Source organism: Thalassotalea euphylliae (assembly GCF_042682785.1).
GTDB lineage: Bacteria > Pseudomonadota > Gammaproteobacteria > Enterobacterales > Alteromonadaceae > Thalassotalea_F > Thalassotalea_F euphylliae.
Map to the genome: position 1 here is coordinate 719,833 of NZ_JBHUIB010000001.1, position 14,669 is coordinate 734,501.

The following is a 14,669-nucleotide window of genomic DNA, read 5'->3' on the forward strand; positions in this document are numbered from 1 at the left end:
AAGGTTATGTTGAAGGGGTAAGGATGGAGAGTGAATGGTGGATAGTAAACAAGACAGGTCAATCATCATTAGGTAACAAGGCGCTCAAAGAGCGCCCATTGCGGAAATGCCTACCCTAGCTATAACTCAAAAAACTCGCTAAACACTTTGTAAAGCTCTGTCCCTTGGTTCACGCTTGCAGACGCAAAATGCAAAATAGGAATCACTTCTTTATCGAGAGATATGTAGTGCAATGCATCACCGTCGCCATAATTATCCATGCGCAGAATTCGCACTAACGGCTCGCCAGCTGCAAGTGGCTTTCCGAATTCAGCTAAGTAATCGACCATGCCGCCCATTGGGGAATAAAACGCTTTGTAGTGTTCCAAATAACAGGCATAGCGCGTCATCGTTTCCGGTACAAATTCACTTCCAGCAATCACGCCTTTGTATTGCAAGTAAGTCAGAATGCTTTTGGCGTCATCTAAGGCCACATCCAAATCTATTTGCTCTTGTGATCCTAGCTCAACGGTAAAACTTTCTTTATTTACGTTCAGTGTTCTGCCTTTTTTCGCAAATGCTTCTGTCAATGACCACCAAGGACAAAAGGTCGCTTCATCTAAAGCGCCAGCAAAATCATTAGGGATCAAAATAGTATGTTCGATATTGAAAAAACTCGCACTGGCTTTGGCGTACTCAGGGCAATACAAATGTTTGCTGGATATCGGGCCTGTATGTAGGTCCAACACAAAGTCGGCTTGATGCGCGAGCTTTTGTAGTTGATAGGCTATGCGTTGGCCTGTTGTTAAACCATAAATATTGTGGTCAAGCTGGTCGATGATGTCATCCAGTAACGCTTGCTTAAATGCTGCTTCAATTTCCTGCTCGGTGCTATCTAAATACTGCTCAACAATAGGCTGAATCAAGGCTTCATTAAAGTGATACATCCGATTCCAATTAACCCCAGTGATAGGGTCAAAGCGGCCAAGCGTGTACTCACCATTTTTATGGTTACAGCCCACCGGATTGGCATACGGAACAAGGGTAATGTCACCCAGTATTTTTAAATTGCGCAGCTGCTCTAGTAGTTGATAGATAACGGCATTGCCTTGTACTTCTGCACCGTGCATATTTGCTTGAATGTAAACACTCGGTGCATCCGTTTGGCCTTTGAAGCGATAGACAGGCACAGTGAGCTCTGCACCACTTGCCATTTCACCGACATGCATCACTTCTTTGGTTAATTGATAGTCTGCCATATTCATGGTGTTCACCCTACACTAACGTAAATACCAAGCAGCAGATTCTGCTTGTCTAACTAATTGGAGTTCATGGTTATCTAGCACGTATTCAGCGGCTATTTCGTGGCATAGGAACATTGGCATACTTTCCGTAAAACCGTAGGCGCCAACAAAGCCAAATACGAGTTGGTCACCTACGTTCACATCGTTCGGCAATTCAAGATGTCCTAAGCAATCCATACTGGTGCATAAAGGCCCGTGCAAATAAAATGCTTGTTTTGCTTCAGTTGATGCACGAAGCAATGCAACAGGAAAAGGTTGTTCGGTGATTGCAGGTCGCAATAGATGATTTATACCAGCTGCCAACACCAATTGCTGTTCACCAAAGTTGGTTTTGCGATCAACTACAGAGGTAATGTAGTAGCCACAATCAGCTACCGCATAACGTCCAAGCTCTAACCATAGCTCATGAACGCCAGCTTCTGCTTTCACTTTCGCCAAATCTGTCATTGCGGTTTGCCAATCAATGGTTTGCCCCGAACCTAAATAATCGACACCAAAACCACCACCCAAATCTAATACCTTGAGTTCGAAGCCTATATCTGTCGCCAATTGCTTAAGCGGTCTAACCATATGCGACCAAAGCTCATACATTTTGGCGTTATTGAGCATATTGCCCCATTGGAAAATATGTAATCCACACAGGTTTACATGCTGATAACGTTGTGCACAAATTCCGCACCATTCATCAACACCTAAACCGAACGGCGTTAGGCTATTTCCACCCAAAGGGTTGCTGTCGCCTTCGTCGAAACGAAGCTGCACACGCAACAACACATCAGGTTTTTTGTCTTGTTCAGCGGCAGCCTCTTCTAGCCAAGTGAGTTGGTTTACGCTTTCCACCACAAAGGTATTTACCCCTTGCACTAAAAACTCTGCCAACTGACGTTTTGACTTCGCTGGACCTGTATTTAATACCCTGCCCGCATCGACACCCTGTGCGATAACTTGCGAGAGTTCACCGCGGCTTGCCACGTCAAAGTTAATGCCGCTGTTGGCAACGGTTTCAACGATTTTTGATAAAGGGTTAGCTTTAACGGCATACCAAAGTTTGACGACATCTTGCTGTTGCAACATTGCCAAATGCTGCTTAAGTTTATCTAAGTCATAAACAAAATAGCCTTGCTCAGCGGTATTTGCCGGACGATGTTCGCGCAGTGCACTAAGCACTGCATCAGAAGGGACAGGGAACGCCATTATCTTAATACCGACTCAAGTTCTAACGACGCATCACTTTGCTCATCACGGTATTTAACAATAAGAGCGCACGCCATATTAAGGCCCTGTTCACGCGCCCATTCATTGTCGACTGGGCGAGTGCCAGGAATTACGACTGCACGTTCAGGAATAGGCTCACCTTTTTCAAGTCGACGGTTATTCACCAAATCAAATATCGGTACAGAGGCTGACAGTGATACGCCCGGCGCTAAGACAGCCCCTTTCTTGATAACGATACCCTCAACGACCACCACGCCGGCGCCCAAGAAGGCGTCGTCTTCAATGATGACGGGGCTTGCACCAATAGGCTCTAATACGCCACCGATTTGCACGGCTGCTGACAAATGTACGTTTTCACCAATTTGAGCACACGAGCCAACCAAAGCGTGGCTATCGACCATCGTACCTTTGCCAACGTAAGCGCCAACATTAATATACGCAGGCGGCATAATAATCACGCCTGGAGCGACATAAGCACCAGTACGTACAGAAGAACCGCCCGGCACTAGGCGCACTGCATCATCGCGCGTAAATGCGCGAGCGGGCAGGTTATGCTTATCAACAAAGCCCTGATAAATGCCGTCAAACTCTTGATTTTCGCCCGCACCAAAGGCTGCCAAAATAGCTTGCTTTGCTTCAACGTTCGCGTGCCAGTTGCCTTGTTCGTCCTGTGTTGCTGCACGTACTTCGCCGCGCTCCATTTGTGCTAGTGTTTCTTGCCAGTTCATGTGTAATCTTTCCTAAAATCTATCGATAAATACGGTACGCGCCTAAGCGCGTTGCTTCGGTTGTTCTGCGTGTAGCTGATACCAATCAGTGATAGCGTCGTGCGCCTTCAGAAGTGCTTGCTTAGAACCGAGCTCTAAGTGCGTTAGAGGTGGCTGCAGTTGTGGCGAGTCAATATCACCATTTTCATGCATCAATACCTTGACAGGTACTGGATTTGCGACACTAAAAAGTGCCTCAACTGCTTGATGCCACGTAGGGAAGGTCAGCTCAGATTGCGACGACAGGCATTGTCGAGCATAAAGCAAAGTAGCTTCTGGCCAGGCATTAGCCGCCACAGATACCAGACCTTGCGCACCTGCTGTCGCCAAATAAGGCAGTAGCGCATCTTCACCGCTATAAAGCGCGATGTTTGGACAAGCTTGTCGATAGGCAACAAATTGATTGATATCGCCACTGGCTTCTTTCAACGCCCAAAAGTTAGGATGGGTTTGCAGTGCAGCTAATGTTTTTTCAGACAGGCTTACACCGCTTCGTGAAGGCACGTTGTAAAGCATGCATGGCTTATCAGCCGCATCCAGTAATGCGCTGAACCAAAGGTGCTGGCCTTCAGGTCCGGGCTTTGCGTATAAGGGGGCGCCAAGTAGAAAAGCATCAACCGCCAGGGCATTACACTTTTCAATCCACGCTAATTGTTGATTGAGCTGATTACCACCAACACCGACCATTATCGGTACATCAAGGTGTAGCTCACATATGTAGTTAACGACGGCGAATTGCTGTTCTGCAGTAAGCGATAACGCCTCCCCTGTGCTGCCAAGCACGAGTAGTGCATTACCTGCTGCTGCTTGCTGCCTAGCAATGCGACTCAAGCTTGCAAAATCAACAGAGCCACCGTCTGTAAACGGGGTAACTAACGCCGTCCACAACGGAAATTCAGCTAAGTTGTATGAAGTATCTAGATTCATGTCTCTCGAACTCACTTCGTTCGGAGAACTTATAGGCGATTGCACACACCGATGAAGCAAGCTTCTGGTATGCACAAAGGCCAGAAGCTCTCCACCTAATGGGTGACAATTGCCAGGATTCAGCCTGGTCAACCGACAACTACATTCATCAAAAAACGTATTTGCCTCGGCGTTAATCCCCCTCATTAATGTTCGTTGGAGTTTGATCTCCTCCCATTAACTACCTGGTTAACGCTCCTCTTCTGGCCCTTTTCGTTCACGTAACTGAAGAAAATCAATTACGTTGGAATAAGGACGCGCTTATTTAATCGAACATTTACTCTAAAGTCAACACAGCGTATTTTGCTTGTTTGGTATCAACGGCAAGATCACGTAAACTAGCGCCGTCATTCCGTATCTAAAATATGCAGGTGTTTAATGTCGCTGTCTAACCTCAGCCAAGTCCTACTTCGTAACTCCGATGAACTGGCGTGCTCCAATGCTTTATTGGTAAACATGCCCGTTGACGGTTTATACAAAGAATGGCTTGAAGAACACCCTCAGGCAGCCTTGCACTACTTCACCAATAACAAACTCGCAGCCAATGAGCTTGCTAGGATTTCACATCCAAAGGTTAGCCATAGCTTTGGCGCTTACTTGCAGGTAGAGCGTTCTTTCGACCTCGTTGTCATTGCCTTTCCAAAAAGCAAGGCTGAGCTCGGCTTTACACTGGCAATGTTAGCTAATTATCTCACCCCAGAAGCTCGGGTGTTATTTGTTGGCGATAATAAGGGTGGCGTCAAATCGGTTGCCAAGCTTGCCAAAGACTATGTGGCAAATTGCCACAAACTTGATTCGGCTCGTCACTGCATATTGTTTGCGGGCATGTATACCGCTGAGCAAACACCAATGAATATTGACGACTGGTTTCACTATTACCCCTTGAATATCGCAGGCATTGAAATCACAGTGGCGGCATTGCCTGGCGTTTTTAGCCAGCAAGGTTTGGATAAAGGCACTAAGGTATTGCTTGAAAACTTGCCAGCAGACTATCAAGGTAGCGTGCTAGATTTCGGCTGCGGCGCAGGTGTGATTAGCGCCGTGTTAGCCACTAAGTTTGAAAATATTGACATTACCGCTTTAGACATCAGTGCATTGGCGGTAGCTTCGTCCCAAAAAACACTAGAAATTAACGGGCTTAGCGGTCATGTGTTGGCATCCGACGGTTTGGCGGAAGTCAACAATACCTTTGACCATATCATCTCTAACCCGCCTTTTCATCAGGGGCTAAAAACACATTATGCAGCCACTGAGACGTTTCTTGCTGAATGTAAAAGATATTTGGCTAACCGTGGAAGTTTAACGGTTGTCGCTAACAGTTTTTTAAAGTATCAACCTATCATCGAACAGCAGTTTGGCCGATTGACGACGAAGTTCACTGAAAACGGTTTTACCGTATATTTCGCGACTAAATAAAAGAATTTCACAGTAAATGTTGAACATTGTTTCAGATTCAATAATGATTGAATAAGCAATGCGTTACTAAAAGTATGACGATGACAGTAGATCGTAAAGTTATTCCTCTTCGCCGAAAATTTCTGGCCATAATGGCAATGTTTGTCACCATAGCCTTTTTTATTGCGCATTTGACTGTTTCTCATTTTGTTTTTGATTACCTAGAGAACGAGCTTAAAGCCGATATTAAAGATCGCGCCAATATCATTGCCGCCCGCTCTGTCGATTTTATCAAAGCGAACAATTACAACGAATACGAGCCAGTACTGGCCAATCTTAAAGCAATACCGCGATTTAATTACGTGCATGTTTATGATGTCGAAGACGGTAAAATCGACTTTTTCAGCAGCTACAACAAAGGTACGTTGCCTACGATTGCGCCAAAGATGGACCAACTGGAGAAATTTAAAGAGCCGGTCATCTCGGACAAAATTATTGAATACATCTCTCCCATTAAAAGTGGTGAAGAGCTAGTTGGATATTCCTATATCCAAATGACCACGGAAGCTTATGACCAACTTAAATTTACAACGTTTCTGACACTTGCAGTAGGTTACCTTCTGTTTATGGCCATTGGTGCCTATTTAACGCTTCACATGCACAGTATGGTGCTCCAAGGCATCACGCAAGTTTCAACAGGCATTCGCTCAATTTCACAAAAGCGTGACTACAGTCAACGCATTGAGTCGATGGACAGTGTAGAATTCGACATGCTGAGTAAGAACCTCAACATACTGCTTCACCGCACCGAGAAATATTTACAGAAGCAAGACAGTGCAGAGCAAGAAATATTAAAGTTAAACCAAGAGCTAGAAGATAAGGTTAGTCAGCGTACAGAGGCACTAAAAGAATCAAACCAGGAGTTACTGTCCACCCTTGAAAAGCTTCACCAGTTCCAAGGACAACTGGTAGAAAGTGAGAAAATGGCATCACTCGGTGATATGGTCGCAGGCGTAGCACACGAGGTTAATACACCTATCGGCCTAGGTGTAACCGCATCAACACTTCTGTCTGATAGACTTGGCGAGATCAAGACAGCATTTGAAGACAAGACGCTGAAATCTAGCCAACTGCGCAAGTTTCTTAACGAAGGTGAAGAAAACGTTGGCATTATTTATCGCAACTTAAATCGCGCAGCAGACTTAATCTCTAGCTTCAAAAAGGTAGCCGTTGACCAGTCATCTGAAGAAGATCGCCGATTTAAAGTCAGCGAGTTAATCGATGAAGTGATCCTAACACTCGCTCCACAGCTCAAAACAAAGCCAGTAGATTTGCAAATAGATTGTCCTTCTCACCTGACGGTTGTCAGCAAACCAGGTCCGCTCAATCAAATACTGATTAACTTGATTGTCAATTCGATAATTCACGGCTTCGAGAATCAAGAAGAGGGTGTCATCAACCTCAACATTATGCAACTCAGTGGTCAACTTCATATTAGTTACGCCGATAATGGTAAGGGTGTTGACCAAGCGCTTAAGAACAAAATTTTTGACCCCTTTATTACCACTAAGCGTGGAGAAGGTGGCAGCGGTCTGGGGCTTCACTTAGTATATAACTTAGTGACACAAGCATTAGGCGGGAATATCCTTTTTGACAGTGAATTGGGACATGGCGTGCGTTTTGACATCAACTTCCCAGTGACGATTGTTGAGACATAAGGTTGTAAATTGAGTAAAGATTGACAATAAACAACTGAAAGGTTGTGTTATTTTTTTACTCCCTGCTAACATTGAATAATAACTGGCATTAACATCAGGTTAACGTCGGGCAACCAAAGAATAGACGTGCTTAGTGCACCTAACGAAGAAAAATAACGGAAATACGATGCAGAAAGCTCACATTTTAATAGTCGAAGATGAAGACGTCACACGCTTTAATCTGCGAAACTTGTTTGAAGCAGAAGGCTATGAGGTTTCAGAAGCTATTGACGGCGACAGCATGGATGAAATGCTTAAGGCAAATACCATTAACTTGGTGATTATGGATATTAACCTTCCGGGTAAAAATGGGCTTTTACTTGCACGAGAACTGAAAAACAACCGTGACTTAGGGCTGATATTTTTGACCGGCCGCGATAGCGACATCGACAAAATTCTTGGTCTTGAGATTGGCGCAGATGATTATCTTACCAAGCCATTTAACCCAAGAGAATTGACTATACGGGCTCGCAATATTCTGAGTCGCATCACCCAAGGTAAGCCCGAACCAGAGAATGCTATGTATAGCTTTAACGGCTGGTCACTTGACGGCAACTCTCGCAAAATGACATCGCCACAAGGTAGTGAGATTCCTATTCCTCGCGGCGAATATAGAGCATTACGCTTATTAATTGAAAACGCGGGACAAATAGTAACACGACAAGAACTGATTAAAGAAATGACCGGCCGTGAATTGCGTTCAAATGACCGAACAGTAGATGTCACTATCCGTCGTTTACGTAAGCATTTTGAATTAGACGATAACGCGCCTGAGTTTATCAACACCATCCATGGTGAAGGTTATCGATTTGTAGGAAATATTGATTAACGGGGCTAGACAGACGCTAACCATTCATCAAAGGCAGTTAGTGCCTCAGCGTTTAATGTTTTAAGAGTCGCCAACATGGCGACTTTTTCTTGCCAACTCTCAAGAACATTCTCAATACTTACAAGTTGTGCATGGACAGCAATAAGCCCAACACTGCCGGCGGCGCCCTTCATTTTGTGACATCGCTCATGCCATTGTTCTTGCGACTGAGCCTGCAAGGCTTGTTCAATTTCAGCTAAATAGACGCTAGATTGCTGTTCATATAACGCTAGCATCTGCTTGATGACATCTTTGCCTAGGTTATCTAGATAACCTTGAATGAGTTCACTATCAATGACATTTGCACTACTCAACTTTGTTCTCTCTATTGTTCTTTTATCGTTAAGCAAGCGTAAACATTAGCGCGGCTCTTGTAAATTAACCTTATAAAAATAACGTCTTTTAGATAACAACAAATTACGCGTTAGCCTGCGTCATATATTGATTTTAGCTTGATTTTCGTTCAGAATAGCCGCCCATTTTGACCGGACCCTTTGCCACCATTTTTTGCAAAGCGTTTCGGTAGCGCAGTAGCCTTTCGCTACTTAGCACTTAACTAGTTTGTACGTTTTCGCGGAGAAGTAATGCCAACATCAATGCCGGATATCGCTAACCACACTACTGCTCAGACAGAGGGTAAGTTGGATTGGGTCGGTATGAGCAATATTGAAATGCCAGTTATGGTGGGTTCTAAAGATCAAGCTGAGCGCATGGTGTCTGCGCATATTGACGCGTATGTAAATCTGACGGAGCCAGAAGCAAAAGGCATTCACATGTCTCGCTTATATTTACTGTTGGACGAGTTATCAAATAGTAATGTGTTAAATTACCAATCGCTTTCGAGTTTGCTCGATGGCTTTATCAGCTCTCACCAAGAGCTAAGTGACAATGCGAAAGTAGTATTTAGCTTCGATTATCATCTACGTCGCAAATCGCTTATCAGTGGCAAGCAAGGCTGGAAAGCATATCCAGTAACAATTACGGGTCGCTTAGATAAAGGCAAGTTAAGCATCGAATTAGCGATTGACGTGCGCTACTCTTCGACATGTCCTTGTTCGGCAGCTCTCGCCCGCCAACTTATCCAACGCGCTTTTATGGACAAGTTTGGACAAGACGGTAATGTTGATATTGATACCATGCATGAATGGCTTGGCAGCACTGAAGGCATTGTAGCGACACCACACAGCCAGCGTTCAGTCGCTGAAGTGAAAGTGATGTTGGATGCATCGGTGACTGAGTTCCCAATTGCTGACCTTGTTGATGCGATTGAAGGCTCACTAAAAACGCCTGTCCAAGCTGCAGTAAAACGTGAAGACGAACAAGAATTTGCCCGCTTGAATGGTCAGAACCTTATGTTTTGTGAAGACGCAGCGCGCAAGCTTCAGCATACGTTAAACAACGAAGCGGGTTATGCTGACTTCTGGTTGAAAGTAAATCACTTAGAATCGTTACATGCGCATGATGCTGTCAGCATCACCGCTAAAGGCATCCCAGGTGGGTATACAGCCTAGTACTAAAGCCTAGTATAATTTACCGAATTAAAGCCCGCATTTGCGGGCTTTTTTGTATCATAACCAACACCACCCCACTGAATAAAATTTAATTCTTTATTCACCAACCTGATAATGACTATTCGTATAGCAGAATAGCTAAACTGTAATTTTATTACATATGATAGACCAAAGTCTGACGACAGCTGCATCAATATTGACCATTTATTCAACTTTTTACTCATCAATGCTTTAGTTTGGCGCATTCATGTATAAAAAAGCGCTAAGTTATGAAATTTTATTACGAGCAAATACTCTATAATTGTTGACGAAGCTTATTTTTGTCGATAGTGTTGTTGGTTCGCTTTGGGCGAAAATGGGTATATTTATTCACTATACTTCTCGTTTTATTCATACCCATTACCTTGTATCTGCGAATAATAAATGCTTGGAGAACAAAGATGCAGCTATATGATCCGTCTTCACAGAAAGACAATTGTGGTTTTGGTTTAATTGCGCACCAAAAAGGTGAAGCAAGTCATAAACTGATCAAAACGGCAATTAGTGCGCTTGATCGTATGCAGCACCGCGGCGGTATAGCTGCCGATGGTAAAACAGGTGACGGTTGTGGCCTGTTAATGCAAAAGCCTGATACCTTTTTCCGCGCTATAGCCGAAGAACAAGGCTGGCAATTGGGTCGCAAGTACGGTGTTGGTATGGTGTTCTTAAACCCTGATCCAGAAATTGCGGCACAAACAAAACGAATTTTCGAAGAAGAGTTAAAGAAAGAAACATTAACCATTGTTGGTTGGCGTGTTGTACCAACTGATAAATCAATTCTTGGTCCAATAGCAGCGAGTAACTTACCAGCAATTGAACAAGTATTTGTAGATGCTCCTCCAGGATGGCGTAATCGCGACCTAGAACGTCGACTATATATGGCTCGCCGCCGCGCAGAGAAACGTATCACGGAAGAGCGCTTTTATATTGCCAGCCTGTCTTGTTTGGTGACCATCTACAAAGGCTTAATGATGCCGGTAGATCTGCCAAACTTCTATTTAGACTTGGCTGATATCCGCTTACAAAGTGCAATTTGTGTTTTCCACCAACGTTTTTCGACAAATACCTCTCCACAATGGCACCTTGCTCAACCGTTCCGCTATTTAGCGCACAATGGTGAAATCAATACCATTAAAGGTAACCGTCAATGGGCACGCGCTCGTACTTACCGATTCCAGTCACCATTACTACCAGACTTACAGGATGCTGCACCTTTCGTTAATGAAAGCGGTTCAGATTCATCATCGCTTGATAATATGCTTGAGCTATTCTTAGCAGGCGGCATGGATTTATATCGCGCGATGCGTTTGCTTATGCCACCGGCATGGCAAAACAATCCAAAGATGGATGACGACTTAAAAGCATTCTATGAGTTTAACTCGATGCATATGGAGCCTTGGGATGGCCCAGCAGGCATCGTAATGACCAACGGTCGCCATGTTGCCTGTAACCTTGACCGAAATGGCTTACGCCCTGCTCGCTATGTTATTACCCGAGACGGCTTTATTACATTGGCATCGGAAGTAGGGATTTGGGATTACGGCGAAGACGAAGTGTTAGAGAAAGGCCGAGTTGGGCCTGGTGAAATGCTTGCTGTCGATACCTACACCGGTAAGATTTTTAATTCAGAAGATATCAATAACGAGCTGAAAGTCCGTCATCCTTATCGTGAATGGCTGAATAAAAACATTCGTAAGTTGGTGCCGTTTGACCAACTAGAAGCAAATCTTATCGGCACTCGCGTATTTAACGACGCTGAAATGGCGCAGTATCACAAGCTATTTAATTACAGTTATGAAGAGATCAATCAAGTCGTTAAAACGCTCGCGGAAAATGGCCAAGAAGCGACAGGCTCAATGGGTGATGATACGCCAATGGCCGTGTTATCAAGTAAACCACGTACCCTATTCGACTACTTCCGTCAGCAATTCGCGCAAGTAACTAACCCACCAATTGACCCATTGCGTGAACGTTACGTGATGTCGCTTGGTACCATTATTGGTCGTGAACATAACGTGTTTAACGAAACAACGGGCCACGCTGATCGAATTGGCTTTGAAACGCCAGTATTGATGTACACCGGATTAAAACAACTCCGTGAACTTGATCAAGAACACTATCGCAGTGACACGCTGACGCTAAATTATGACCCAGATGAAGGGTTAGAGGCTGCGATTCTTCGCTTGTGTGATGAAGCTGAAGACTTGGTTCGTAACAAAAACACGGTCATTTTAGTCCTGTCAGACCGTCAGATTCACCCTGGCTTACTACCAATTCCTGCGGCGATGGCTGTGGGTGCAGTCCAAAAGCGTTTGGTAGAACAACAACTCCGTTGTGACTCAAATATCATCGTTGAAACAGCGTCTGTACGCGATTCTCATCAATTTGCCGTATTGCTTGGTTTGGGTGCGACAGCTATCTACCCGTTCCTAGCATTTGAAACTATTGAGCAAATGGTAGAGAAAGGACAAATCGATTTACCTGCGCGCGAAGCCATTGTGAATTACCGAAACGGTATCAACAAAGGTTTATTGAAGATCCTATCTAAGATGGGTATTTCAACTATCGCTAGTTACCGCTGTGCCGGCCTGTTTGAAGTTGTTGGCTTAAACAGCAAAATCATGGAGCTATGCTTCCCTGATATCCCAAGCCGTATTGAAGGTGCAGACTTTAACGACATTGAACAAGACAACATAAACTTAGCTCGACGTGCCTTCTTACCGCATCAAAAAGTCGATCACGGCGGCTTATTGAAATATGTGCATGGCGGCGAATATCATGCCTTTAACCCAGATGTGGTTAAGCATCTTCAAGACGCCGTTCAGTCTGGTGAATACAATGACTATCGTAAGTTTGCAGATGAAGTAAATAATCGCCCTGTAGCAACACTACGTGATTTACTGGCATTGAAAGATGACACACAAGCGATTGATATTAGCAAAGTAGAATCCGACACTGAACTATACAAACGTTTCGACAGTGCCGCTATGTCGATTGGTGCGCTAAGCCCTGAAGCCCATGAAGCACTCGCTATTGCGATGAACCGCCTTGGTGGCTTCTCGAATTCAGGTGAAGGTGGTGAAGACGAACGCCGCTTTGGTACAGTGAAGAATTCACGTATCAAGCAAATTGCATCAGGTCGCTTCGGTGTTACACCGCACTACTTAGTCAATGCAGATGTACTGCAAATTAAAGTAGCGCAAGGTGCTAAACCAGGTGAAGGTGGTCAGTTACCAGGCGACAAAGTAACTCCTCTGATCGCGAAGTTACGCTTTTCAGTACCGGGCGTAACCTTAATTTCACCGCCGCCACACCACGATATTTACTCGATTGAAGATTTAGCACAGCTAATTTTTGATTTAAAACAGGTTAACCCTAAAGCAGTAATTTCTGTAAAACTGGTTTCAGGGCCAGGTGTTGGCACAATCGCTTCAGGTGTGGCAAAAGCGTACGCCGACTTCATCACCATTTCAGGCTACGATGGTGGTACTGGTGCAAGCCCGCTGACGTCTGTTAAATATGCCGGGTGTCCATGGGAGCTTGGCTTAGCTGAAGCACACCAATCACTGGTTGATAACGGGCTACGTCATAAAGTTCGACTACAAGTTGATGGCGGCTTAAAGACAGGTTTAGACATTGTTAAAGCGGCAATTCTAGGGGCGGAAAGCTTCGGTTTTGGCACAGCACCAATGGTCACGTTGGGCTGTAAATTCCTGCGTATCTGTCACTTAAACAACTGTGCTACAGGCGTTGCAACGCAAGATGAAGTGTTGCGCGAAGAGTTCTTCAAAGGCTTGCCAGAACAAGTGATGAATTACTTTAAATTCGTTGCACAAGATGTGCGTGAAATTCTAGCCAAGCTTGGTGTAGAAAGCTTAACAGCGATTATTGGCCGAACAGATTTACTCGTGCAACTTGAGGGCATTAGTGCTAAGCAACAAAAGTTAGACTTATCACCAATCATTGCTCCTGTTGTTGCAGGTCCAAACACTGCACTACATCAAACCGAAGAAAACGTGCCATTTGATGAAGCACAGCTAAATCAACAAATGGTAGCGGCAACCATAGATGCTGTTGCCCATAAAACAGGTGGCGAATATCGCTTCAACATCAACAATACTGACCGTTCTGTTGGTGCAGCACTGTCTGGTGAAATTGCCAAACAGCATGGCGACCAAGGCATGGCAAGTAGCCCAATTAAGATCCACTTAAAAGGTACTGCTGGTCAAAGTTTTGGTGTTTGGAACGCAGGCGGTTTGGAAATGACCTTAACCGGTGATGCCAATGATTATGTTGGTAAAGGTATGACCGGCGGTAAACTGACGATCAAACCACCTAAAGGTGTTGAGTACGAAACGCATGAGACCATGATAATGGGTAACACCTGCCTATACGGTGCGACTGGCGGTAAGTTATTCGCTTGTGGCCGTGCCGGCGAACGTTTCGGTGTTCGTAACTCTGGTGCACATGCCGTTGTTGAAGGAACAGGTGACCACACGTGTGAATACATGACAGGTGGTATTGTTACTGTGCTTGGTCAAGTAGGCCTAAATTTTGGCGCAGGCATGACAGGCGGTTTTGCTTACGTACTTGATGAATCAGATGACTTATCGGCACGCTTGAACAATGAATCAATCGAGATGCTAGATATCGAAGACTTAGTGATTCACCAAGAACACCTGCGCGGCATTATCAACCAACATTTTGAAGAAACCGGCAGCTTGCGCGCACAAGCGATTTTGAAAGATTTCGCCGAATACGCTCCTAAGTTTAAATTAATTAAACCAAAATCTACTGACGTGAAGGCACTGTTGGGTCACAAAAGCCGATCATCAGCAGAATTACGTGTTCAAGCGCAATAGTCGAGG

Annotated in this window: 10 protein-coding genes and 1 riboswitch; of the genes, 5 read left to right on the plus strand and 5 right to left on the minus strand. The window is 44.6% G+C overall.

Features of this window, described 5'->3' with window-relative positions; translation table 11 throughout:
* Positions 1 to 119 precede the first annotated feature (119 nt).
* The 4 genes from ACFSJY_RS03230 to dapA are packed head-to-tail and all read right to left on the minus strand — an operon-like array spanning position 120 to position 4,192.
* Positions 120 to 1,238, minus strand: a complete 1,119-nt coding sequence (locus ACFSJY_RS03230; RefSeq protein ID WP_386032212.1) for a succinylglutamate desuccinylase/aspartoacylase family protein — start codon at positions 1,236 to 1,238, stop codon at positions 120 to 122.
* A gap of 21 nt (positions 1,239 to 1,259) precedes the next feature.
* Positions 1,260 to 2,477: a PLP-dependent decarboxylase gene (locus tag ACFSJY_RS03235; protein ID WP_386031055.1), complete on the minus strand. Its 1,218-nt coding sequence runs from the start codon at positions 2,475 to 2,477 to the stop codon at positions 1,260 to 1,262.
* On the minus strand, positions 2,477 to 3,226 hold the full coding sequence (locus tag ACFSJY_RS03240) for a 2,3,4,5-tetrahydropyridine-2,6-dicarboxylate N-succinyltransferase (RefSeq protein WP_386031057.1): 750 nt from the start codon (positions 3,224 to 3,226) through the stop codon (positions 2,477 to 2,479). Before ACFSJY_RS03240 ends, ACFSJY_RS03235 begins: the two co-directional genes overlap by 1 nt.
* Positions 3,227 to 3,268: 42 nt before the next feature.
* On the minus strand, positions 3,269 to 4,192 hold the full coding sequence (gene dapA / locus ACFSJY_RS03245) for a 4-hydroxy-tetrahydrodipicolinate synthase (RefSeq protein ID WP_386031059.1): 924 nt from the start codon (positions 4,190 to 4,192) through the stop codon (positions 3,269 to 3,271).
* A gap of 76 nt (positions 4,193 to 4,268) precedes the next feature.
* Positions 4,269 to 4,442, minus strand: a riboswitch (Lysine riboswitch).
* Positions 4,443 to 4,609: 167 nt separating this feature from the next.
* Here dapA and ACFSJY_RS03250 point away from each other — a divergent pair.
* The 3 genes from ACFSJY_RS03250 (at position 4,610) to arcA (ending at position 8,212) form a co-directional block, all read left to right on the plus strand.
* Positions 4,610 to 5,647 (plus strand): methyltransferase, encoded by a 1,038-nt coding sequence (locus ACFSJY_RS03250; RefSeq protein WP_386031061.1) that lies wholly within the window; start codon positions 4,610 to 4,612, stop codon positions 5,645 to 5,647.
* An 80-nt stretch (positions 5,648 to 5,727) separates the two neighbouring features.
* Positions 5,728 to 7,344, plus strand: coding sequence for a sensor histidine kinase (locus ACFSJY_RS03255; RefSeq protein ID WP_386031063.1), 1,617 nt, complete (start codon positions 5,728 to 5,730; stop codon positions 7,342 to 7,344).
* 166 nt (positions 7,345 to 7,510) lie between these two features.
* Complete coding sequence (gene arcA, locus ACFSJY_RS03260; RefSeq protein ID WP_386031065.1) at positions 7,511 to 8,212, plus strand: two-component system response regulator ArcA; 702 nt, start codon at positions 7,511 to 7,513, stop codon at positions 8,210 to 8,212.
* Between the two features lie 5 nt (positions 8,213 to 8,217).
* Here the strand turns inward: arcA and ACFSJY_RS03265 are convergent, their stop codons facing one another.
* The gene (locus ACFSJY_RS03265; RefSeq protein WP_386031067.1) at positions 8,218 to 8,565 is read right to left on the minus strand and encodes an Hpt domain-containing protein; all 348 of its coding nucleotides are present in this window, start codon (positions 8,563 to 8,565) and stop codon (positions 8,218 to 8,220) included.
* Positions 8,566 to 8,835: 270 nt separating this feature from the next.
* On the opposite strand from ACFSJY_RS03265, the gene folE2 reads away from it, so the two are divergent.
* Entirely contained in the window at positions 8,836 to 9,762 is a 927-nt protein-coding gene (gene folE2, locus ACFSJY_RS03270) for a GTP cyclohydrolase FolE2 (protein ID WP_386031069.1), read from the plus strand.
* A 440-nt stretch (positions 9,763 to 10,202) separates the two neighbouring features.
* Positions 10,203 to 14,663, plus strand: a complete 4,461-nt coding sequence (gene gltB, locus ACFSJY_RS03275; RefSeq protein ID WP_386031071.1) for a glutamate synthase large subunit — start codon at positions 10,203 to 10,205, stop codon at positions 14,661 to 14,663.
* The last annotated feature ends 6 nt before the right edge of the window (positions 14,664 to 14,669 follow it).